This is a genomic window from Amycolatopsis heterodermiae (genome assembly GCF_034929455.1).
Taxonomy (GTDB): Bacteria; Actinomycetota; Actinomycetes; order Mycobacteriales; family Pseudonocardiaceae; genus Amycolatopsis; species Amycolatopsis heterodermiae.
This window is the reverse complement of the sequence record NZ_JAYFSI010000022.1, coordinates 73,911-95,205: the sequence shown is the minus strand read 5'-3', so window position 1 is coordinate 95,205 and position 21,295 is coordinate 73,911. Positions and strand designations below refer to the sequence as shown.

Annotated in this window: 21 protein-coding genes; 14 read left to right on the top strand and 7 right to left on the bottom strand. The window is 72.0% G+C overall.

Going from position 1 to position 21,295, the window contains the following annotated elements; translation table 11 throughout:
- Positions 1-103 precede the first annotated feature (103 nt).
- Complete coding sequence (locus VA596_RS48320; protein ID WP_323337384.1) at positions 104-2,071, top strand: alpha/beta hydrolase; 1,968 nt, start codon at positions 104-106, stop codon at positions 2,069-2,071.
- On the top strand, positions 2,068-2,544 hold the full coding sequence (locus VA596_RS48315; protein WP_323337382.1) for an SRPBCC family protein: 477 nt from the start codon (positions 2,068-2,070) through the stop codon (positions 2,542-2,544). The genes VA596_RS48320 and VA596_RS48315 overlap by 4 nt, the downstream gene beginning before the upstream one ends.
- Positions 2,545-2,548: 4 nt before the next feature.
- On the opposite strand, the gene VA596_RS48310 is transcribed toward VA596_RS48315, so the two are convergent.
- Positions 2,549-2,926 (bottom strand): MerR family transcriptional regulator, encoded by a 378-nt coding sequence (locus VA596_RS48310; RefSeq protein ID WP_323337380.1) that lies wholly within the window; start codon positions 2,924-2,926, stop codon positions 2,549-2,551.
- Between the two features lie 112 nt (positions 2,927-3,038).
- On the opposite strand from VA596_RS48310, the gene VA596_RS48305 reads away from it, so the two are divergent.
- Positions 3,039-4,112, top strand: coding sequence for an alkene reductase (locus VA596_RS48305; RefSeq protein WP_323337378.1), 1,074 nt, complete (start codon positions 3,039-3,041; stop codon positions 4,110-4,112).
- 3 nt (positions 4,113-4,115) lie between these two features.
- On the opposite strand, the gene VA596_RS48300 is transcribed toward VA596_RS48305, so the two are convergent.
- From VA596_RS48300 to VA596_RS48290, 3 genes are read right to left on the bottom strand one after another with little or no spacing between them, the layout of a single operon-like run.
- Positions 4,116-5,231 (bottom strand): LLM class flavin-dependent oxidoreductase, encoded by a 1,116-nt coding sequence (locus VA596_RS48300; RefSeq protein WP_323337376.1) that lies wholly within the window; start codon positions 5,229-5,231, stop codon positions 4,116-4,118.
- Entirely contained in the window at positions 5,228-5,872 is a 645-nt protein-coding gene (locus VA596_RS48295; protein WP_323337374.1) for an NADPH-dependent F420 reductase, read from the bottom strand. Before VA596_RS48295 ends, VA596_RS48300 begins: the two co-directional genes overlap by 4 nt.
- Positions 5,869-6,924, bottom strand: coding sequence for an LLM class flavin-dependent oxidoreductase (locus tag VA596_RS48290; protein ID WP_323337372.1), 1,056 nt, complete (start codon positions 6,922-6,924; stop codon positions 5,869-5,871). Before VA596_RS48290 ends, VA596_RS48295 begins: the two co-directional genes overlap by 4 nt.
- Positions 6,925-7,008: 84 nt before the next feature.
- Here VA596_RS48290 and VA596_RS48285 point away from each other — a divergent pair, with 84 nt between their 5' ends.
- The 3 genes from VA596_RS48285 to VA596_RS48275 are packed head-to-tail and all read left to right on the top strand — an operon-like array spanning position 7,009 to position 8,664.
- Positions 7,009-7,473, top strand: coding sequence for a MarR family winged helix-turn-helix transcriptional regulator (locus tag VA596_RS48285; RefSeq protein WP_323337370.1), 465 nt, complete (start codon positions 7,009-7,011; stop codon positions 7,471-7,473).
- 57 nt (positions 7,474-7,530) lie between these two features.
- Complete coding sequence (locus tag VA596_RS48280; protein WP_323337369.1) at positions 7,531-8,052, top strand: hypothetical protein; 522 nt, start codon at positions 7,531-7,533, stop codon at positions 8,050-8,052.
- A gap of 27 nt (positions 8,053-8,079) precedes the next feature.
- Positions 8,080-8,664, top strand: a complete 585-nt coding sequence (locus VA596_RS48275; RefSeq protein WP_323337367.1) for a GNAT family N-acetyltransferase — start codon at positions 8,080-8,082, stop codon at positions 8,662-8,664.
- Between the two features lie 6 nt (positions 8,665-8,670).
- On the opposite strand, the gene VA596_RS48270 is transcribed toward VA596_RS48275, so the two are convergent.
- Genes VA596_RS48270 through VA596_RS48260 form a run of 3 tightly spaced genes read right to left on the bottom strand, consistent with a single transcriptional unit; the run spans position 8,671 to position 11,234 of the window.
- Positions 8,671-9,483 carry an ABC transporter permease gene (locus VA596_RS48270; protein ID WP_323337365.1) on the bottom strand — a complete coding sequence of 271 codons (813 nt, stop codon included), beginning with the start codon at positions 9,481-9,483 and terminating at the stop codon, positions 8,671-8,673.
- A complete protein-coding gene (locus VA596_RS48265; protein WP_323337363.1) occupies positions 9,480-10,241 on the bottom strand; it encodes an ABC transporter permease in 762 nt (253 codons plus the stop codon). Before VA596_RS48265 ends, VA596_RS48270 begins: the two co-directional genes overlap by 4 nt.
- A 3-nt stretch (positions 10,242-10,244) precedes the next feature.
- A complete protein-coding gene (locus tag VA596_RS48260) occupies positions 10,245-11,234 on the bottom strand; it encodes an ABC transporter substrate-binding protein (RefSeq protein ID WP_323337361.1) in 990 nt (329 codons plus the stop codon).
- Positions 11,235-11,336: 102 nt separating this feature from the next.
- On the opposite strand from VA596_RS48260, the gene VA596_RS48255 reads away from it, so the two are divergent.
- The 8 genes from VA596_RS48255 (at position 11,337) to VA596_RS48220 (ending at position 21,287) form a co-directional block, all read left to right on the top strand.
- Positions 11,337-12,056 (top strand): class I SAM-dependent methyltransferase, encoded by a 720-nt coding sequence (locus VA596_RS48255; protein WP_323337360.1) that lies wholly within the window; start codon positions 11,337-11,339, stop codon positions 12,054-12,056.
- 51 nt (positions 12,057-12,107) lie between these two features.
- Positions 12,108-13,337 (top strand): Tm-1-like ATP-binding domain-containing protein, encoded by a 1,230-nt coding sequence (locus tag VA596_RS48250; RefSeq protein WP_323337358.1) that lies wholly within the window; start codon positions 12,108-12,110, stop codon positions 13,335-13,337.
- Between the two features lie 6 nt (positions 13,338-13,343).
- Positions 13,344-14,168 carry a phosphoenolpyruvate hydrolase family protein gene (locus VA596_RS48245; protein WP_323337356.1) on the top strand — a complete coding sequence of 275 codons (825 nt, stop codon included), beginning with the start codon at positions 13,344-13,346 and terminating at the stop codon, positions 14,166-14,168.
- 71 nt (positions 14,169-14,239) lie between these two features.
- Positions 14,240-17,257: a DEAD/DEAH box helicase gene (locus tag VA596_RS48240; protein ID WP_323337355.1), complete on the top strand. Its 3,018-nt coding sequence runs from the start codon at positions 14,240-14,242 to the stop codon at positions 17,255-17,257.
- A complete protein-coding gene (locus VA596_RS48235) occupies positions 17,250-17,960 on the top strand; it encodes an SWIM zinc finger family protein (protein WP_323337354.1) in 711 nt (236 codons plus the stop codon). The genes VA596_RS48240 and VA596_RS48235 overlap by 8 nt, the downstream gene beginning before the upstream one ends.
- A 381-nt stretch (positions 17,961-18,341) precedes the next feature.
- Positions 18,342-18,620, top strand: a complete 279-nt coding sequence (locus VA596_RS48230; protein WP_323337352.1) for a type 1 periplasmic-binding domain-containing protein — start codon at positions 18,342-18,344, stop codon at positions 18,618-18,620.
- 91 nt (positions 18,621-18,711) lie between these two features.
- Positions 18,712-20,631 carry a LamG-like jellyroll fold domain-containing protein gene (locus tag VA596_RS48225; RefSeq protein ID WP_323337351.1) on the top strand — a complete coding sequence of 640 codons (1,920 nt, stop codon included), beginning with the start codon at positions 18,712-18,714 and terminating at the stop codon, positions 20,629-20,631.
- A gap of 152 nt (positions 20,632-20,783) precedes the next feature.
- Positions 20,784-21,287 (top strand): ricin-type beta-trefoil lectin domain protein, encoded by a 504-nt coding sequence (locus VA596_RS48220; RefSeq protein WP_323337347.1) that lies wholly within the window; start codon positions 20,784-20,786, stop codon positions 21,285-21,287.
- Positions 21,288-21,295 lie beyond the last annotated feature (8 nt).

Below are 21,295 nucleotides of genomic sequence, written 5' to 3'. Positions count from 1 at the left end.
CATTGTGCCCGGCGCGCACCGGCCGGAAGTCACTCCCTGGAGGGACAAGCGATCACAGCCCGGTATGACGCCCTCGGGTGGTCGCCGCTCATAACGTGCCGCCATGCGCTTTCCCCCTCCCCGCCGCCGAGTCGTGGTTTTCGCGAGCATCGCGGCCGTCCTGATCGTGCTGAGCACCGTCGTCTTCTGGCCGGACGGCACCCCCCGTGTGCCGCGCGGTGCCGCGCCGGACACCCTGACCGTCCAGCCCTGCACCTTCGACACGGAAGCCGGGGCCCAGGCCGCCGACTGTGGAACGCTGGTGGTCGCGGAGAACCGCGCGAACCCGGCGTCCGGCCTGATCGCGCTGCCCGTCGTCCGGATCCGCGCCACCGCGCAACCCGCGGGCGAACCGGTCTTCCGGCTCGGCGGCGGCCCGGGACTGTCGAACATGGACTTCCCCCAGGCCGCCCGGCTCACCGACCACCACGACGTCGTCCTCGTCGGCTACCGGGGCGTCGACGGCTCACGGCGGCTGGACTGCCCCGAGGTGACCGACGCCCTGCAGTCGTCCGGCGGGATGACCGGCGCCGACGCCCTTCCCGCCACCAGCAAGGCGTTCGGCAAGTGCGCGAACCGGCTGCAACGCTCCGGGGTGGACCTGACCGGCTACTCGGCCGCCCAGCGCGTGGACGACATGGAGTCGGCGCGGAAAGCCCTGGGCTACCAGCGGATCGACCTGGTCAGCTCCAGCGCGGGCACCCGGACCGCGATGGTCTACGGGTGGCGCCACCCGGATTCGCTGCTGCGCTCGGCCATGATCTCGGTCAACCCGCCCGGCCATCTGCTCTGGAACCCGCGGACCACCGACGCCCAGTTCGGGCAGTACGCCGACCTGTGCCGGGCGGACGCCGCCTGCGCCGCGAAGACCCCCGACCTCGCGGCGTCCATCCGCGACGGCGTCGCCACGATGCCGTCGCGGTGGGGACCGCTGGCCATCAAGGACACCAACGTGCGGGTCCTGAGCCAGTACGCCATGCACTACAACGGAAGCGCGTCGGCGCCGAACAACGCGCCCGCGGCGATCGACGCCTACCTCGACGGCGGGCCGAGCGCGAAGTGGGCGATGTCCGTCCTCGCCGACCTCGCCCTGCCGACCTCCACCGTCTGGGGGGAGTTCGCGTCCTTCTCGATGCTCGACGCCCCCGACGCGAAGCGCTACTACGCCGACGGCGGCGATCCCGGCTCGATCCTCGGCAACGCCTCGACCGACTTCCTCTGGGGCGGCCCGTCGGGCTTCTACAACGCCTGGCCGGACAGCCCGGAAAACGCCGCGTACCGCACGGTCCGGCCGAGCGCGGTCGAGACCCTGCTCATCGGTGGCGAGCTCGACTTCTCCACGCCGCCGGTCAACGCGACGAAGGAGCTGCTGCCCTCGCTGTCCCGCGGACACCAGGTGGTCCTGCCGGGCCTGGGCCACACCGACGACTTCTGGGGACACCGGCCCGAAGCGGGCAAGCACCTGCTGACCACGTTCTTCGACACCGGCCGCGTGGACAGCTCACAGTTCGACCGGCGCCCGGTCGACTTCGCCGCGGTGCCGCTCAGCATGTCTGCGATCGCCGGGCTGCTGGTCGGCGTGACGACCGGCGGGGTGCTGCTCGGCCTGCTCGTGCTCGGCCTGCTCGCCCGCCGGCGCCGTACAGCAGAGCGCGGGGCGCGCTGGTGGGTCCGGGCGCTGATCGTGCTGCCGCTGGGCCTGGGCGGCTGGTTCCTGGGCGTCCTGTACGCCTGGACGCTCGCGCCTTCCTGGTTCATCGCCGGTCCCACCGTGGTGGTGCCGGGCACCGGGCTGCTGATCGGGCTCGGCGCGTACCTCGCCGCCCCGGGCTCGGGCGGCCGGCTCACCGGCGCCCTGGCCGCGGTCGCCGGCGCGCTGGCGGGCGCGTGGCTGCTGTCACTGGCCGGAACGGGGTTCGTCGTCCCGGTGCTGGGGATCGTCGGCGCCGCGCTGGGCGCGAACCTGGTCCTCGTGCTCCGGGCCCGCCGTGATCACCGATCCGTGACGGCGGTGGATAGGGTGGCGGCATGAGCCGCTGGGTCGTGTCCGTCGAACGCCGCATCGCCGCCCCGGCGGGCCGGATGTACGCGCTGGTCGCCGATCCCCTGCGGCACAAGGACATCGACGGGTCCGGTTCGTTGGTCGAGGCGATCGAAGTCAGCTCACCGGTCCGGCCGCTCGGTCTCGGCGACCACTTCGGCATGCGGATGGACCTGCGCGGCAAGTACGTCATGACGAGCACGGTGATCGAGGCCGTACCCGGCCGGCGGTTCGCCTGGCAGAGCCGGCCGCACGAAGACTCGGTCAAGTGGCGCCTGGTCTTGTTCGGCGGCCGGATCTGGCGGTACGAGTTCGAGCCGGACGGCGACGGCACGCTGGTCCGGGAGAGCTGGGACCTGAGCCGGGAGCCGCTGCGCGTGGTGGTCACTTTGGGCCGGTGGGCGGCACGCGGGGCGATGCGCCGGACCCTCGACCGGATGGCCGAGCTGGTCGAATCGACCTGAGCGCCTACCGGCCGGCGGCCGCCGGCAGGGTTTCGCGGTGCGCCCGGTTCGCGGCGAGGAGACCGTCGAGCGAGTCGCGGGTGTCGGTGAGGTCGGCGATGTGCCGGGTCAGCCGGTCGCGTTCCTGCTGCATCCGCTCGAACGCGGCGTCCGAGGTGCCTTCGCTCGGGGATTCCACGCAGGGAAGCAGATCGGCGATGGTGCGGCTGGACAGGCCTGCGTCGAACAGCCGTTGGATGAACGCGACCCGTTCGATTTCGTTGTCGGTGTAGTGCCGTTGCCCGCTGGTGCTGCGGGTGCTGGTGAGCAGGCCCTGTTGTTCGTAGTAGCGCAGGGATCGCACGCTGACCCCTGCTCGTGACGCCAGTTCGCCGATCCGCACGACGTCCTCCCGGTTGTGACCCGTGACACGAAGGGTTTCCCCTGACACTGATGTCAGATCCTAGCGTGATCGTCAGGCCCGTGCCGGGCCCCACCGAGCGAAGGAGCCTGACGTGACAACGCTTTTCGACCGCCACGAGATCGGCGGGCTGGTCCTGCCCAACCGGGTCGTGATGGCCCCGATGACCCGGGTCCGCGCGGCGGCCGGCGGCCTGGCCACCCCGTCGATGGCGACGTACTACGCCCAGCGCGCGACCGCTGGGCTCATCGTCACCGAAGGGGTGCAGCCGAGCGCGGCCGGGCAGTCGAACCCGGGAACGCCGGGCCTGCACACCGGCGAGCAGGTCGCCGCGTGGCGCCCGGTGACCGACGCGGTGCACGCCAACGGCGGGCGCGTCTTCGCGCAGCTGATGCACGGCGGGCGGGTCTCCCACCCGGACACGACCGGCACCCGGCCGGTCGGCCCGTCGGCGGTGCCCGCGGCCGGTGACGTGTTCACCCCGAGCGGGCCGCAGCCCGCTCCGGTGCCGCGGGCCCTGGAAACCGCCGAGGTGCCCGGGCACGCCCGGTCCTACGCCGAGGCGGCCCGCCGTGCGCTCGACGCCGGGTTCGACGGCGTCGAACTGCACGGGGCGAACGGCTACCTGATTTCGCAGTTCCTGTCGTCGAATGCGAACCTGCGCACCGACTCCTACGGCGGCACGGTGGCCAACCGGATCCGGTTCGCCGTCGAAGCGGCCGAGGAGACGGCGGCGGTCGCCGGAGCGGCCAGGACCGGTATCCGGCTCTCCCCGGGCGGCTCGTTCTGGGGTGTCGAGGAGACCGACGTCGCCGAGCTCTACACCGCGCTGCTCCGCGAGCTGGCCCGCCTGGAGCTGGCTTACGTCCACCTCGAAGCCACCGTCGACGAGAGCGTGCTGCTCGACCTGCGCCGCCGATGGCCGGGCACGCTGATCGTCAACCCTTCCGTTCCCATGGGGCCGAAGCAGACCGGGCGGACGGACGCCGAGCACTGGCTCGGGCTCGGCGCGGACCTCGTCAGCTTCGGCCGGGCCTTCCTCGCGAACCCCGATCTCGTCGAGCGGCTGCGCAACCGCCTGCCGATCGCCCCGGTCGACGAGGCGACGTTCTACCAGGGCGGCGACGACGGTTACCTGACGTACCCGGCGTACCAATACGCGATGTGAGGGTTACCGGGCTTCGAGGGGAGACGTGCGCCCGTACGCGGCGGGACGTCCGCCGTACGGGTCGGCGTCCGTCCACAGTGCCGTGGGTGCCGCCTTGCGCACCACGGGCACGACCTCGCCGGCGAACCGTTCCAGCATCTCGAGCTGCTGCTCGTGCGGGAGCATGGTGGGCAGGCTGAAGGACTGCAGGTCGTGCCGGAAGGCTTCGTGCCACCACAGGATCTTCTCGGCGATCTGCTGCGGGCTGCCGACCAGGACGGGCCCGCGGGCGATCGCGTCGTCGACCGTGGCGAACGTCATCGCGTTGCCCGGCGTGTGGTTTCCCGGCCGGTTGAAGAAGGCGACCATCTTCTCGTAGGTCGGGCCGAACGCCTCCCGCGCCTCCTGCGTGGTGTCGGCCAGGTAGAGGAACCCGGCGCCGGCCGCGACGAACGCGAGTCGCGGGTCGTGGCCGTGCTCGGCGTACTGCTCGCGGTAGCGCTCGATCAGGACCGTGTAGTTGTCCCGCGGCTGGATCGCGTTGGCGGAGAACAGCGGATCACCCCACTTCGCGGCCAGCTCGGCCGACGTCGCCGTGGTGGCCGAGCCGTGCCAGATCCGGGGCGCGCCGGCGAACGGGCGCGGCAGGCTCGTCACGTCCTTCAGCGGACCGCGGAACCGGCCCTCCCACGTGACGTCCTCCTCGCGCCAGAGCCGCCGCAGCAGCTCGTACTTCTCCGCGAGCGCGTCCCACTGGTCGCCGTTTTCGATGCCGAACATCGGCAGCTGGCGCAGCTCGTTTCCCTTGCCGATGACCAGTTCCAGCCGTCCCCGGGAGAGCTGGTCGACCGTGGCGTAGTCCTCCGCCACCCGCAGCGGGTCGTGGATCGACAGCACGGACACGCCGGTCTGGATCCGCACGCGGCTGGTCGTCGCGGCGATCGCGCCCAGCAGTACCGTGACGCCGCTGCTGAGGAAGGGGCCCGCGTGGCGTTCGCCGAGCGCGACGGCGTCGTACCCGAACTCTTCGGCGTAGCGCGCCGAGGTGAGCGCCTGCGCGAAGCGTTCGTCGGTGCGGACCTGGCGGCCGCTCACCGGGTTCGTCAGGTGCGGCAGGATGTCGAGAACCTGGAACTTCACGCCTCTGCTCCTTCGCTGACCGAGCCGATCATCGTGCGCAGGTCGTCGGCGCCGACGTTGGCGCCGAAGGGTGCCCGGCCGGGTTCGAGCCGGGCGCCGTCGGCGAGCGAGCCCGCGAGCACCGGGTCGAAGCCGAACGCGACGACCAGCCGCGCGACGGCGGCGAGATCGGCGGGATCGTCGCCGGCGACGGCGATCGCCTTGCGGCCGTCGGCGCCGCTCGGCCGGGCTTCTTCTTCCAGGTGGTGGTAACCCATGTGGTTGAAGGCTTTCACGACCCGGGACGCGGGCAGGAACGCCTGCACGATCTCGCTGGTCGAGCTGCGGAGGTCGGCGCGGATCCCGTCGGTTTCCCACCAGTAGTTCATCGCGTCGATCACCAGCTTGCCGGCGAGCGCCTCGGCGGGCAGGGCGGTGTGCTTGCCCAGCGGCAGCGCGAGGATCACCACCGACGACCGGGCGGCCAGGTCCGCCGTGGTGGTGGCCACGGCGCCCGGTGCCAGCACCTCGACGGTGAGCGCGATCTTGGCCGGGTCACCGGAACCGGAGATCAGCACCTCGTAGCCGGCGTCGAGAGCCAGCCGGGCGAGCACGGTGCCGACCTTGCCGGCACCGACGATGCCGACGCGAACCCGGCTCATGCCGACACCTTCTTCTCCGCGAGCAGGGCGCGCACCCGGGGGATGACCTCGGTGCCGTACAGCTCGACCGCGTGCAGCCGGGCCGACGCCGGGAGGCTGCCGACGGTGTAGATGAGGTCGAAGCGGCCGACGTCCAGCGTCTGCACGGCGTCCGCGATCTTGCGCGCCACGGTGGCGGGGGAGCCGATGTACAGCGACCCGTCGGCGACCTCGGCCTCGTACTGCGCCCGGCCGATCGGCGGCCAGCCGCGCAGGGCGCCGATGCGGTCGTGCATGACGCGGTAGCGCGGCCAGAACGTTTCGACGGCCTCTTCGTCGGTGTCGGCGACGAAGCCGGGGGAGTGCATTCCGACGGGGTGGGCCGTCGTGCCGAACTGCGCGGCGGCCCGGCGGTAGAGGTCGACGTAGGAGGCGAACCGCGCGGGCGCTCCGCCGATGATGGCGAGCATGAGCGGGAGGCCGTAGCGGGCCGTGCGGATGACCGACTGGGGCGAGCCGCCCACGCCGACCCAGGTGTCGAGGCGCCCGGAGTCGGTCTTGGGGAACACGTCGGCGTTCTCGAGCGGGGCGCGGGTGGTGCCCTCCCAGGTGACGGGCTTCTCGTCCAGGAGCCGGGCGAAGAGGTCGATCTTCTCCTCGAACAGCACCTCGTAGTCCTTCAGGTCGTAGCCGAACAGCGGGAACGACTCCGTGAAGGACCCCCGGCCGAGGATCACCTGGGCGCGCCCGCGGGACAGGGCGTCGACGGTCGCGAAGCGCTGGAAGACCCGCACCGGGTCGTCCGACGACAGCACGGTGACCCCGGACGCGAGCTTGATCCGCTCGGTGCGGGTCGCGATGCCGGCCAGGACGGTTTCCGGCGTCGAGATGGCGTATTCCGGCCGGTGGTGCTCGCCGAGGGCGATGACGTCGACGCCCAGCTCGTCGGCCAGGACCGCTTCGGTGACGACCTGGCGGATCGCGTCGCCGTGGGAGAGCAGTTGGCCGGAGTCGTCCTCCGGGACGTCGCCGAAGGTGTCGAGACCGAAGACGAGAGGTTCCGGCGTGGTCATCTGGCGCTGCCCTTCTGGTGCTGGACGCTGACAGCGAGTAGAACAACATGACTGCGCATGTATTCCCGGCGGCCTACGCTGTGCGTGAGGAGGTCGAACGAGTCGATGGCCGGTGTCTTCCGATTGGCGAACGAGGCGTGGGAGGCCCTGTTCCGCGCCCAGGCGACCCTGGCCCGCGAATTCGAGCAGGCCGGCGCGTGGGGCGGCTTCGCCCCGACCGAGTACGGCGTGCTCTACGCACTGGCCGGCCACGACGAGGGCCTGCGGATCACCGAACTCCTCGACGACGTCCTGCTCACGCAGGCCGGGGTGTCCCGCCTCGTGGCCCGCCTGGAGCAGCGCGGCCTGGTCGAGCGCCGGTCCGACCCCCGGGACGGCCGGGCGTCCCGGATCGTGCTGACCGACGAGGGCCGCGCGGTCCAGGGCCGCCTCGGCCGCGCCCACGCGCGGCACGTGGCCACGGCGATGACCCGCACGCTGAGCGCGTCCCAGCTGCGGGCACTGCGCGACCTGAGCCAGGCGCTGGTGGAAGAGCCTCCGGCCTCCTGATGGGCCGTATGGCGTAGCCGCCGGGCGGCCCTCTACGGATGGGCCGACCATGAGGGGATGAGGACGCGAGGGGGATCTCGGCGGGCCTGGCAGCTGGGGCTGCGGTTCGGGGCGTGGTTCGCGGTCGGCGTGGTGCTGATGGAGGCGACGGTGGCCCTGCCCGACGCTCCGCTCTGGGTCGCCGTGCTGGTGGGCGTCGGCGGGGGCACGGTGGTCGGTGCGGTGGCGGGACCGGCGAACGCCCGCGCGGAACACGAGATGTGGCGGGCCGCTGGGGAAGAGCTGACGTGGCCGCAGTTCCGTGCCGCCGCCCGGGCCAGCCGCTCCGGCCGGGTCCCTGAAGACCCCGGGCTGCGTGAGGCGGCGATCCGGCTCGGGGTTCACCAGCTGGCGCGGCACCGCCGCCACCGCGCGGGCACCGTGGTCGCCTGCGCGCTGGGCGCCGGGATCAGCGGGCTCAACGCGGTGCTCGGCAACTGGCTCAGCCTGCTCACGGTGGCCTGGTTCGCCGCGATCATGGTCGTCTGCCTGCGTGAGCGCACCAAGCTGGGTAAGGCGTTGCTCCGCCTGCGCGCGTGACGTTTCGGCGTGTGGCATGGTGGCCCGGTGACCGACGTGGAAGCTTGGGAGGTTCGTCCCGCTTCGCGGTTCGAGGACGTCGCGGCGCTGCTCAACCCGGGCGGGAACCCGCGGGCCTGCTGGTGCCTCGCCTACCGGATCACCTCGGCCGAGTACAGCGCCCTGCGCGGTGAACAGCGGGCCGCGCGGGTCCGGGACCTGTGCGCCGGTTCGCCCGCTCCGGGGGTCGTGGCCTACGACGGCGCTACGCCGGTCGGCTGGTGCGGGGTCTCGCCGCGCTCGCGGATGGAACGGCTGGTGCGGTCGCGGACCATCCCGGCGCTCGACGACCGGCCCGTGTGGAGCGTCGTGTGTTTCGTGGTGCGGTCGCCGTTCCGGCGGCGCGGCGTGTCGCGGGCCTTGCTCGACGGCGCCGTCGAGTACGCCCGCGAGCAGGGGGCGCCGGCGGTGGAGGGCTTCCCGGTCGACACCGAGGGCGCGCGGATCAGCTCGAGCGCCGCGCACGTCGGCACGACGACGTTGTTCGAGGCGGCGGGGTTCGAGCGGATCAGGCCGACGCAGGCGCGCGCCGACCGCCGGGTCCGCTGGCACATGCGGCTCGAACTCGGCTGAGCGGCGCTACTCCGCCCCGGACGCCCGGTGCTTGCCGAGAACACGATTCTCTACCAGCAGGAACAGTCCGTTCAGGACGTTGCCGAGGATGCCGACCAGCGCGATCCACGCCCACACCGCGGGAAGGTCGAAGCTCTGGCCGGCGAGCTGGAACTGGTAGCCGATCCCGTTCGTCGCGCCGACCAGCTCGGAGATCACCATGAGCACGAGGGACAGGCCGAGCGCGATCCGCATGCCGGAGAAGATCTTGGGCAGCGACGCCGGCAGGACGACGGTCACCAGCAGCCGCACCGGCGAGGTGCCGTACACCCGCGCCGTGTCGACCATGACCGGCTCCACCGACTGCGCGCCCTGCACGGTGTTCAGCAGCACCGGCCAGATCACGCCGAACACGATCGTCGCCAGCTGGACCGGGGTGCCGATCTTGAACAGCACCAGGAACACCGGGAGCAGCGCGGGGGCCGGCAGCGCGCGGCCGAAGTTGACGATCGCGTCGGCGTAGTCGAGCCCGGCGCGGGAGCGGCCCAGCACGAGCCCGAGCACGACGCCGGTCGCGCCGCCGACGAGCCAGCCGGCCAGCAGCCGGCCCAGGCTCGGCAGGATGTTCTCGATCGCCACCTGCGTCAGGAACAGGTGATTCGCCGGGCCGGAGAACCACAGCTCGTGCATCTTCCCGGCGATCTCGACCGGGGTCGGGAAGTACGTGTCGTCGAAGTACGCGGTCAGCGCCTGCCACACGAGCAGGCACCCGATCAGCACCGCCCACCGCTGGAGCACCCCGGCCACGAGCCGGGCCGGCGCCTCGGTCCGCCCGGTCATCGCACCTCACCCGGCGCCCACACGACGAACTTCCGTTGCAGCGCCGCGAAAGCGCTGTTGCTCAGGTAGCCGAGCACCCCGGCGACGACGGCGCCGGCCAGTACGATGTCCAGGCGGCCGCTCTCCTCGCCGTACCGGATGAGGTAGATGCCGACGCCCCGGTCGCCGCCGAACACCAGCTCAGTGGACACCACCACCAGCAACGCGAACGTCGCCGCGATGCGCAGGCTGGTGATGGCGAACGGGACCACGTCGGGCAGCTTGACCCGCAGGAGGATCGCCAGCCGGCCGAGCCCGAACGACCGCGCGGTTTCGACGTACCCGCGCTCGACCTCACCCAGCGCGTAGACGATGTTGAACAGGATCGGCCAGGCCGCCGCGTACGCCGCGAGCATGATCTTGGTTTCCGCGCCGTCCATGAGGATGATGTAGAAGAGCGGGAACCACATGATCGCCGGGATCGGCCGCAGGAACTCGATCACCGCGCCGACCGCCGTGCGCACCAGCGGGATGCTGCCGAGCAGCAGGCCGGCGGGGACGGCGACCAGCACGGCGACGCCCACCGCGATCAGCCACGCGAGCAGCGTCGCGATCAGGTCGAGCAGGAACTCGCGCTCGCCCAGCATCCGGGCCAGCGCGACGACGACCTCGGACGGCGGCGGGAAGTACTCCCGCGCGATCAGGCCGGAGCGGCTGAACCCCTCCCAGCCGAGGAGGAGCACCGCCACTCCGGCGAGGCGGCGGAGGATCCGGCGCATGACCTACGACGCCGGCGCCTGGTAGAGCATCGGCCCGACGTCGAACTTCTTCTTGAGGTCGCCGTAGGTCAGCATCAGGTCGGCGACCTTCTGCAGCCGGGCCCCCTCGACCGCCGTCGGGAAGACGCCGGTGCCGACGGCCTGCGCGACGCCCGGGTCGAGCTTGGCGTAGTCCTGCAGGGTCTTGCGGACCAGCTGCTGGTCGGCGAGGTCGCCCTGGCCCTTGGCCATGGCGCCGGCGAAGGCGGCGGTCGTCTTCGGGTTGTTCTTGACGAAGGCCGCGGGCGCGACGTAGCCGCTGATCGAGAAGTCCGCGACCGGCCCGGTCGCCCGGTCGGCCACGACCTTGGCGCCGAGCTTCTGCTTGGCCATGGTCAGGTTCGGTTCCTGCAGCGACATGACGTCGATCTGCCCGGTCTTCAGGGCGTTCAGCGCGTCCGCGGTCGGGATGACCTTGAACTGGACCCGGCCGGGGTCGGCACCGGCGGCCTTGACGACCGCCTTGCTGGTGAGCGTCACGTTGCCGACCAGCGCGTTGACGCCGACCGACTTGCCCGGCAGGTCCTTCGCCGAGGTGATCGGGGACTGCGGCATCGCGACCAGTGCCGTCATGCCCGGCTTGGCCTGCAGGCCGTCCGCGACCGCCCGCAGGTCGGCCGCCCCCTCCGACTGGGCCGCGATGAACGACGACCAGTTGCCGAAGGCGAAGTCCAGCTCGCCCGTCTTGAGCTTGGGCACGGCCTCGGTGGCGCTCTTGATGGTGACCAGCTCGACCTGCAGGCCGGCGGCGCCGAAGTAGCCCGCGCTGCGGGCCCGCTCGAAGCCGGCGATGTCGAGCAGCTGCGGGATGATGCCGACCTTGACGGTGGCCTTCTCGACCTTGTCGTTGCCGCCGGCGTTGTCGTCCGACCCGCCGAGCAGCCCGCACCCGCCCAGCGCGGTGACCGCGACGACCGTGACCGTGGCGGTGACCCACCGCCGGAATGTGTGCATGACAACCCCTCCCTCGATCCCGAGAGGGGAGAATACCGGTTTGTTCTCGCCCGACTCGGCGAAAATGCGAAAATAACCGACCGGATCAATGGGGGGACGACAATGCCCGAAACGGACGAATTCCGCCCTGAAAACCGCATCGGCGCGGTTCTCGTCAGCTCGCGCTCGCTCGACGAGTACCGCCGGATGTTCGCCCTCACCGGCGCCGACCTCGCCGGGCGCGTCCTCGACTGCCCCGGCGGCGCGGCGAGCCTGACCGCGGAGCTCACCGCGGCGGGCGGGCACGCGCTGGCGTGCGACCCGGTCTACGAGCGCCCGGTCGGGCAGGTGCGCGAGGCGGCGCTGGAGAGCCTGGGCCGCGGGTACGCCTACCACCAGGCCCACCCGGACGAGTACGTGTGGACGTACTTCCGCGACCCGGACCACTACCTGGAGTCCCGGACGCGGTCGGCCGAGCTGTTCGCGGCCGACCGCGCCGCGCGCCCGGAGAACTACGTCCACGCCGAACTGCCCGCGCTGCCGTTCGCGGACCGGCAGTTCGACCTGGTGCTGAGCTCGCACCTGCTGTTCAGCTACGCCGACCGCTTCGACCGCGAGTTCCACGTGGCGAGCCTGCGCGAGCTGGCGCGGGTCGGGCGCGAGGTCCGCGTGTTCCCGCTGGTGTCGATGGGCCTGGCCGAGAACCCGGAGCTGGCGCCGGTGCGCGCCGAGCTGGCGGCCGCCGGGCTGCACACGGCGATCCGGCCGGTGGACTACGAGTTCCAGCGCGGCGGCGACGCCATGATGACGATCAGCCGGGCCGGCCACGACAGCGCAGAATGAAGGGCGGCCGGCCCGCGGCGAGACGGTCCGGCCCGACCGAAGGGGCTGTCGATGGCGACCGTGGTTCTCCTGGGAACGCTGGACACCAAAGGTGCGGAGTACGCCTGGCTCCGGGAGCGGCTCGCCGGGCACGGCGTCGACGTCCTGACCGTCGACGCCGGGTCGTTCTCCGCAAGCCCGCTCGCCGACGTGTCCTCGGACGAGGTCATCGCGGCCGCCGGGGGCGACGCCGGGCAGCTGCGGGACCGGCGCGACCGCGGCGAGATGATGACCGTGCTGGCGGCCGGCGCGGCCGCCGTGGTGCGCGACCTCCACGGGCAGGGCCGCCTGCACGGCCTCCTCGCCGTCGGCGGGTCGGGCGGGTCCTCGGTCGCGGCCCCGGCCATGCAGGCCCTGCCGGTCGGCGTGCCCAAGCTGCTGGTGTCCACGATGGCCAGCGGCGATGTCCAGCCCTACGTGGGCGAGGTCGACGCGACGCTGATGTACTCCGTGGTCGACGTCGCCGGGATCAACTCCGTCTCGGCGGCGGTGCTCGGGAACGCGGCGGCCGGCATCGCTGCGATGGCCCAGGCGTACGAGGCCCGGACCGGCACCGAGGAGCACGCCCCGCTGGTCGGGCTGACCATGTTCGGCGTCACGACCCCGGCCGCGGACGAAGCGCGCGAGCGGCTGACCGCGCTGGGTTACGAGGTGCTCGTCTTCCACGCCACCGGCACCGGCGGCCGCGCGATGGAGAAGCTGGTGGCGTCCGGCATGCTCGCCGGGGTCTGCGATCTGACCACCACGGAACTGTGCGACGACCTCGTCGGCGGCGTCCTCAGCGCCGGGCCGGACAGGCTGGAGGTCGCCGGACGGCTCGGCGTGCCGCAGGTGGTCAGCCTCGGCGCGCTGGACATGGTCAACTTCGGCCCGCGGGAGACGCTCCCGGCGCAGTTCGAAAGCCGCAACGTCCTCGTGCACAACCCCACGGTCACCCTCGTCCGCACGACGGCAGGCGAGATGGCCGAACTCGGCCGGCGGATCGCCCGCAAGCTGGCCGCGGCCACCGGGCCCACGGACCTGTTCATCCCGCTGCGCGGGGTCAGCGCGGTCGACGTCGAAGGAGCACCGTTCCGGGACGCGGACGCCGACGCCGCACTGTTCGAGGCGCTGCGCACGGGCTTGGAAGGCTCCGCGGTGACCGTGCACGAGCACGACCTGGCCCTCAACGACCCGGGCTTCGGCGCGGCCATGGCCGAGACCCTGCACCGCCAGCTCACCTCGACCCCGAAGGAGCGTTGAGACCCGATGAGCCGCGAAGAGATCCTCGCCCGGTTCCGCGCGCAGGTGGCCGCCGGGAAGCCGGTCATCGGCGGGGGCGCCGGCACCGGCATCACCGCGAAGTCCGCCGAGGCCGGCGGGATCGACCTGCTGATCGTCTACAACTCGGGGCGGTTCCGGATGGCCGGGCGGGGCTCGCTGTCCGGGCTGATGCCCTACGGCGACGCCAACGCGATCGTCATGGAGATGGCCGCCGAGGTGCTGCCGGTGGTCAGGACCACGCCGGTGCTGGCCGGGGTGTGCGGCACCGACCCGTTCCGGGTCATGCCGCGTTTCCTCAAGCAGGTCAAGGAAACCGGGTTCGCGGGGGTGCAGAACTTCCCGACCGTCGGCCTGATCGACGGGACCTTCCGCGCCAACCTCGAGGAGACCGGCATGGGGTACGGCCTCGAGGTCGACATGGTCCGCGCCGCCCGCGAGCTGGACCTGCTGACCGCGCCGTACGTGTTCGACGAGGAGCAGGCGGCCGACATGGCCCGGGCCGGCGCGGACATCCTGGTGCCGCACATGGGACTCACGACGTCCGGCACGATCGGGGCGCGGACGGCGATCACGCTCCCGGAGGCGGCCGAACGGGTCCAGGCCCTGGCCGACGCCGCGAAGCGGGTCAACCCGGACATCCTGTGCCTCTGCCACGGCGGGCCGATCGCCGAGCCCGCCGACGCGAAGTACGTGCTGGACAACACCAAGGGCATCGCCGGGTTCTTCGGTGCCTCGTCCATCGAGCGGCTGCCGACGGAGGCAGGCATCCGCAAGCAAACGGAGAGCTTCAAGGCGATCGTGGTGGACTAGGACCGGCGAGTGCCCCGGCCGCCGTGCGACGATCTGCGGGGAAGCCGGATCGGACGAAGGAGCTCCAGACCTTGCCCTTGGTGCACGCCCTGTGGTCGCCGGGCCGGGGTCTGCTGCTGTGGGCGGAGCACGACCGGCGCCCGGCCGGCACGTCGAGCCGCTCGGCGCAGATCGCGCTGCCGCATCCGTTCGCGGTCTCCAGCGCGCAGCTGACCGCGCTGCACCCCGGCAAGCCGACGTCGGCGACGGTGCTGCTGCCGTCGCGGGCGAACCGGCCGCTCGCCTCCTCCGAGCTGCCGCCGAGCCGGCGTGGCCCGGCGCCGACGCTGCGGCCGTGGTCGGTGCCGGCGTTGATCGTGGACGCCACCGAGCTGGACGACCTCGACGACTCGGCCACCTACGGCGCTTCGGTCACCTACCTGCGGGCGGTGGCCCGCCTGGCCGCGGACCTGGTGCGGCGCGGGCGGGTGCTGCCGACGCTGGTCCGCCAGGGCGACGCGGCGGAGGCCCGGTGGCGCCCGGTGCTGCAGGGTGTGGACTTCGTCGCGTTCGACGCGCTGGTCAAGGCCATGCCGCCGGCCGGGCGGGCCGAGCAGATCGCGCCGCTCACCGGCGCCTCGCCGCGCGCGCTCGTCACCGACGCCCTCCACACGCTGGTCGACGCGGCGGTCCGGGACCGGCTGGCGCGGGCGGACCCGCCCGCCGACCTGCGCGGGAGCCGGGGCGCGGTCGGCGTGTGGCTGTCGGCGTTGCAGGGCGGCGCCGCCCGCGTCGAGCTGCCGCTGAGTGAGCTTGGCGTCCTGGCCGACGCCGTCGCGAAGTGGGACGAGGTCGCCGACACCGACGTCGTCGACGGCCGGGCGTGTTTCCGGCTGGCCGAGGTCGGCACCCTGCGCCTGCCCGCCGAGGCCGATCCCGACGACCAGACCGGCGACGGCACCAAGTGGCAGCTGCAGTTCCTGCTGCGCGCGACGGCCGATCCGAGCCTGCTGCTCTCGGCCGGGCAGATCTGGTCCGGCGAGGCGAACGGGCTGGTCCGGGACCCGCGGGGGCTGTTGGTCGCCGAGCTGGGCCGGGCCGCGCTGGTGGAGCCGATGCTGGCGCCGGCGTTGCGCCGGACCCAACCGTCCGAGTACGACCTGACCGTCGAGGAGGCCGAACGGTTCCTCACCTCGGGCGCGACCCGGCTGCTCGAGGCCGGCTTCGAAGCGCAGCTGCCGGCCACCTGGGACGGCCGGCGCCGGCTCGGGCTGCGGCTGTCGGTCCGCAGCACGCCGTCGGAGCAGGTCGTCACCCGCAGCCGGGTGGGCCGCGACGAGCTGGCCGCGTTCCGCTGGTCGATCGCGGTGGGCGACACCGAGATCGGCGAGGAGGAGCTGGCCAGGCTCGTGGCGGCGAAGACTCCGCTGGTGCGGCTGCGGGGCCGGTGGATCAGCGTCGACGCCGATCGGCTCCGCGCCGGGCTTGAGTTCCTGCGCCGCGACCCGCACCGGCACACCGAGCCGCCGACCGCGGCCGAGCTACTTGAGCTGGTCAGCCTCGCGCGGGAGGCGCCGCTCCCGGTCACCGGCGTCAGCGCCGGCGGCTGGGTCGGGGACGTCCTGGCCGAGCGGGTCCACGAGGGTTTGCGGCCGGTCGAGCTGCCGCCGTCGTTCCGGGCCACGCTGCGCCCCTACCAGCGGCGAGGCGTCGCCTGGCTGGCCTTCATGGCGGCGCTGGGGCTCGGGGCGTGCCTGGCCGACGACATGGGCCTCGGCAAGACCGTCCAGACGCTGGCGCTGGAGGCGCTCGAGCGGGTCGAAGACGATCGACGGCCGACGCTGGTGCTGTGCCCGATGTCGCTGGTCGGCATGTGGCAGCGGGAGGCGGCGAACTTCGCGCCGGGCCTGCGCGTCCTCGCCCACCACGGCAGCGCCCGCGCGCACGGGGACACGCTCGCCGAGCAGGTCGCCGCGGCCGACCTCGTCGTCACGACGTACGCCACCGCCGCCCGTGACGCCGGCGAACTCGAGAAAGTCACCTGGCGGCGCCTGGTGCTCGACGAAGCGCACGCCATCAAGAACGCCGACACCGCGACGGCCAAGGCGGTGCGGCGGTTCACGGCCGGGCACCGGCTCGCGCTGACCGGCACCCCGGTGGAGAACCGGCTGGCGGACCTGTGGTCGGTGCTGGACCTGCTCAACCCCGGGCTGCTCGGCAGCCGGTTCGAGTTCCGGCAGCGGTTCGCGGCGCCGATCGAGCGCCGCGGCGACACCGCCATGGCCGCCACGCTGCGCCGGCTCACGCAGCCGTACCTGCTGCGCCGGGTGAAGACGGACCCCGCGATCGTCCCCGAGCTCCCGGAGAAGATCGAAATCCGGCAGGAGTACCGGCTCACCCGCGAACAGGGCACGCTGTACCGCGCGATCGTCGACGAGATGATGCGGAAGATCGAGAACAGCCAGGGCATCAAGCGCCGGGGCAACATCCTCGCCGCGATCACGAAGCTCAAGCAGGTCTGCAACCACCCCGCGCACCTGCTGCACGACGGCTCGCCGATCGGGCACCGCTCCGGCAAGGTCACCCGCCTCGAAGAGGTCCTCGCGGAAATCCTGGCGTCGGGGGACCGGGTGCTGTGCTTCACGCAGTACACCGAATTCGGCCACCTCCTCGTGCCCCACCTGACGGACCGGCTCGGCGCCGAAGTCGCGTTCCTCCACGGCGGCCTGGCCAAGGGGGCGCGGGACGCGATCGTGGACCGCTTCCAGGCCGGCGACGGGCCGCGGATCCTCCTGCTCTCGCTCAAAGCGGGCGGCTCCGGGCTCACGCTGACCGCGGCCAGCCAGGTCCTGCACCTGGACCGCTGGTGGAACCCGGCCGTGGAGAACCAGGCCACCGACCGGGCGTTCCGGATCGGGCAGGGACGGACCGTCCAGGTCCGGAAGTTCGTCTGCCCGGGCACCATCGAAGACCGCATCGACACCCTGATCACCCGGAAGCGCGCGCTCGCGGGCCTGGTCGTCGGCGAGAGCGAAAGCGGGCTGACGGAGCTGTCCGCGGACGCGCTGCGCGGGGTGCTCGCCCTGGGGGAGGAGGCGATCGATGACTGAGCCGCTCCCGTGGTGGGCGACCCGGTTCATCCGCGCGCTGACGGCGGTCGGCGTCCTCCTGCCCGCGCACGGGCAGGGGAGCGTCAGCTCTTTGGAGGTCGGCGCCGGCCGCGTCGACGCCGAGGTGCGGGACGGCCGGCCGTACCAGGTGCGGCTCGGGCTGACGGCGTTCGGGAAAGCGGACTGGGCGGCGATCACCCAAGCCCTCGCGGCGAAAGCGTCGTTGACGGTCCAGCTCCTGCGCGGCGAACTGCCCCGTGACGTCGAACAGATCTTCAAGGCGCTCCGGCTGCCGCTGTTCCCGTCGTCGGCGCGGGAAGTGTCCCTGGACTGCACCTGCCCGGACGCCGAAGTGCCGTGCGGCCACCTGAACGCGGTGTTCTCCGCGCTGGTTGCGCGGGTCGGCGACGATCCGTTCACCGTCCTCGCGCTGCGCGGCCGGGACCGCGAAACGCTGTTGGAGGAACTGAAGAACCGGCTCATCTCCGCCGAACCGGCCGATCCCGAGTTCCCGGCCCTGACCGAGGTCATGGACACCTTCTTCGACAGCGCCCCGGCCCCGGGCCTGAACGGCGCGGCCCCGCTGCACGGAGCCCCGTCCGACGCGCTCCTGGACCAGGCCCCGCCGTTCCCGATCACGGCGGGCGGCGAGGACGTCACCGACCTGCTGCGGCCGGTTTACCGGGCCCTCACCGGAGAGTGACGGAGACGAATCCGCTGTCGCCGGCGTTCGGGTGCACAGCGCGCTCGACCGCAACGACATCGACCTCGTGCTCCGGGTGCCGGACCGGGACTACGACGCCGGGACGCAGGCGCATCACGTGCGCCGCATCCAGAGCCGGAAGGAAGCCTGCATCGGGGGCATCATCGTCGCCGGCGAAGTGCTCCGGCTGCGCGAGGATCTGGTGACGTTCTGCCGGGAATCCCGGCTGCCGGTCGTTTTCGCCGATCTCGAGCCTTTCCCCACCGAGTCCGAATACCCGGCCAGGACCGCGTTCATCGGATACGACACGGGTGAACTCGGGGAAATGGCCGGCTGCCGGACGGTCGTGGCCTCGACGCGGTCTTCTGCACCAACGACGAGATGGCGGTCGACGCGGTCGACGCCCTCCTGGTCGCTCCGTCGGCGGCCACCCGCGCGACTGTCGTGATCGGCATCGACGGCGTCCTCGAAGCCAGGACGCTGATCGACACCGGCAGCAGCCCCCTGCGAGCCACCGTCGTCCAGGACACCCACCGGCTCGCGGTGGGCGCGGTCGACCTGCTGGTCAAGAGGCCGGCTGATCTCGAACAGGACAGGAATTGTCAAGCAGGACAAGGATTGTCAACCCCGAAAGGCGCCGACGTAAGGGAGCCGACGTGAGCAGGACATCTGGTGTTCGTGTCGGCTCAAGCAGGCGGGAATAGCGTCCGGGCCGTTGCAGGATTCTCCCGAAAACCGAATGAGGCACATCATGCGCGAAAACCAGGCGGGCCCGACCCGACGGTCCTTCCTGCGCAACGCGGGCCTGGCCGGCGTCGGCGCGACGGCGCTGGGTGCGCTCGGCGCCGCACCCGCCCAGGCCGAGCCCGCGGACAGCGCTAACCGAGGCGGCGGCCGGTGGAACCCGGACGGCGACAGCCTCCAGTTCACCGTCGCGATCATGCCGGACACCCAGTACCTCTACTGGGGCAGCCAGAACAGCATCAACCCGGAGCCGCAGGAAGCGTCGCTGCGGTACGTGATCGAGAACAGCGGCAAACCGGACAACAACATCGTCTTCCTGGCCCACCTCGGCGACCTGACGCAGGACGCCGACGCCACGTCGTTCCAGGCCGTGGACAAGGCGTTCAAGATCGCCGACTCGGCCGGCGTCGCCTACAGCGTGCTCGCGGGCAACCACGACGTGTCCGGGGACGACACCCGCGGCACCACGCCGTACCTGCAGACCATGGGCCCGCAGCGGTTCCGCCGGCAGAAGTCGTTCCTCGGCTCCGACGCGAGCGGCTACAACACCGCGCACGTCTTCCGCGCCGCCGGGCGCGAATGGCTGCTGCTGGCCATGGACTGGCGTACGTCGGCCGCGGGCTTCGCCTGGGCCAACGACGTCATCAAGAAGCACCCGAAGCTGCCGGTGATCCTGACCTGCCACGAGATCGTCGGGTCGACCTACGGCGACGAGGTCTACCCCTACGAGTCCGGCGACCCCGAGAACAACGCCGAGTTCAGCGGCTACGGCCAGACCGTGTGGGACACGCTGATCAAGGACAACGACCAGATCTTCCTCACGCTCAACGGCCACTACTGGCCTTCGGGCCGCATGACGAAGAAGAACACCGCCGGCCACGACGTGCACCTGCACATCACGAACTACCAGAACCGGTACATGAGCGGCGGCGGCATGCTGCGCCTGTACCACTTCGACCTCGAGCGCAACACGATCGACGTCGAGACGATCTCGCCGTGGATCCTCGAGAAGGACCCCGCGAAGCGCAACCGCATGGAGGTGCTGGAGTCGCGGCTCACCACGCCGGTCGACCGCTTCTCGATGCCGTTCGACTTCGAGCAGCGCTTTTCCGGCTTCATCCCGGTGCCGGTCCGCCCGGCGCGCCCGGCCGGCAAGGTGCTCGTGCCGGGCACGCTCGCGTACTGGCGCTTCGACAACGTCGGCCCGAACGGCAGCCCCGTCACCGCCGGCCAGAAGGTGCGCGACCTTTCCGGCCACGGCAACGACCTCACGCTGCAGTCCGTCGCCGGCACCGTCCCCGACGCGCTGGTCTGGACCGACGACCACCACCCCGACCAGCCGGGCCACGCCAGTCTCCGGTTCGCCGGCGGCCGGAGCCCGCTGCACGGCGCGTACCTGAGCACCGGCGCGGGCGCGCCGCTGAACACCGAGACGTTCCAGCGCGGCTACACCATCGAGACGTTCGTGAAGATCCCGCGCGACTGGGACGGCGGCACCAACGGCAACATGCCCGTCCTGGTCCGCCGCGGCGCGTCCGGCGACGCGGGCAAGCACGGCAAGAACACCGACCCGAAGGAGCCGGTGGCCCAGCTCATGACCACGAACAACGGTCGTGAGGTGCAGTTCAACTGCTACCCGCTCAGCCAGACCTACCCGACCACCAACTGGAGCCACGGCCTGGCCGAAGACCAGTGGTGGCACATCGCGGTCGTCAACGACGGGCACCACACCAAGGTCTACGTCGAAAGCTCACTGGTGGCCGACAACCCCTTCACCGACTCCGTGGGCATCGCCTCCCTCGGCCTCACGTGGCTCCTGGGCGGCCACGAGTACGGCGGCGCACTCGACAACGTGTTCCACGGCTGGATCGGCGACGTCCGGATCGTGAACCGCGCGCTGCGCCTGGACGAGTTCCTGACGAAGTGACCTGCCCGGCAGCGGGGGACCGGTGGTCTCCCGCTGCCGCGGTGTCTTTCTGCTGCCCCTTCCGCCGCCCCCTCGGCGGGTCCGCCGCGGCGAGTGACCCGCGATGCTGTCCCGTGTCCACGAGGACTGCACGCGATCAAGGGGGCTCACTCATGCGCGGATTCTCTCGAGCGGTGCTGGCGCTGGCCGGAGCGCTGGCGTTGACGGCCGGGGCCGTCGTTCCCGCGAACGCCGTGGAAGGCAACACCATCCGCAGTCTGGCCTCGTCCGCCGACAAGTGCGTCGGCCTGGCGGACAACGGCAGCACGGCCAACGGGACCCGGCTGGTCCTGTGGGACTGCCACTACCACGTCGACCAGTACTGGTACTGGGGCAACGGCCCCCTGGTGCGCAGCACCGCGTCCGGCTACCCGAACGGCAAGTGCGTCGGGCTGGCGGACAACGGCAGCACCGCGAACGGGACCGACCTGGTGCTGTGGGACTGCCACGGACATCCCGATCAGCAGTGGAGCTGGGTCGCCGTGCCCGGTGGGTGGGCGTGGAAGAACACGCCCTCGGACAAGTGCGTCGGGTTGGCCGACAACGGCAGTACCGCCAACGGGACCCGGCTCGTGCTGTGGGACTGCCACCTGCACGTGGACCAGCGGTGGCACTGACCTTCGGG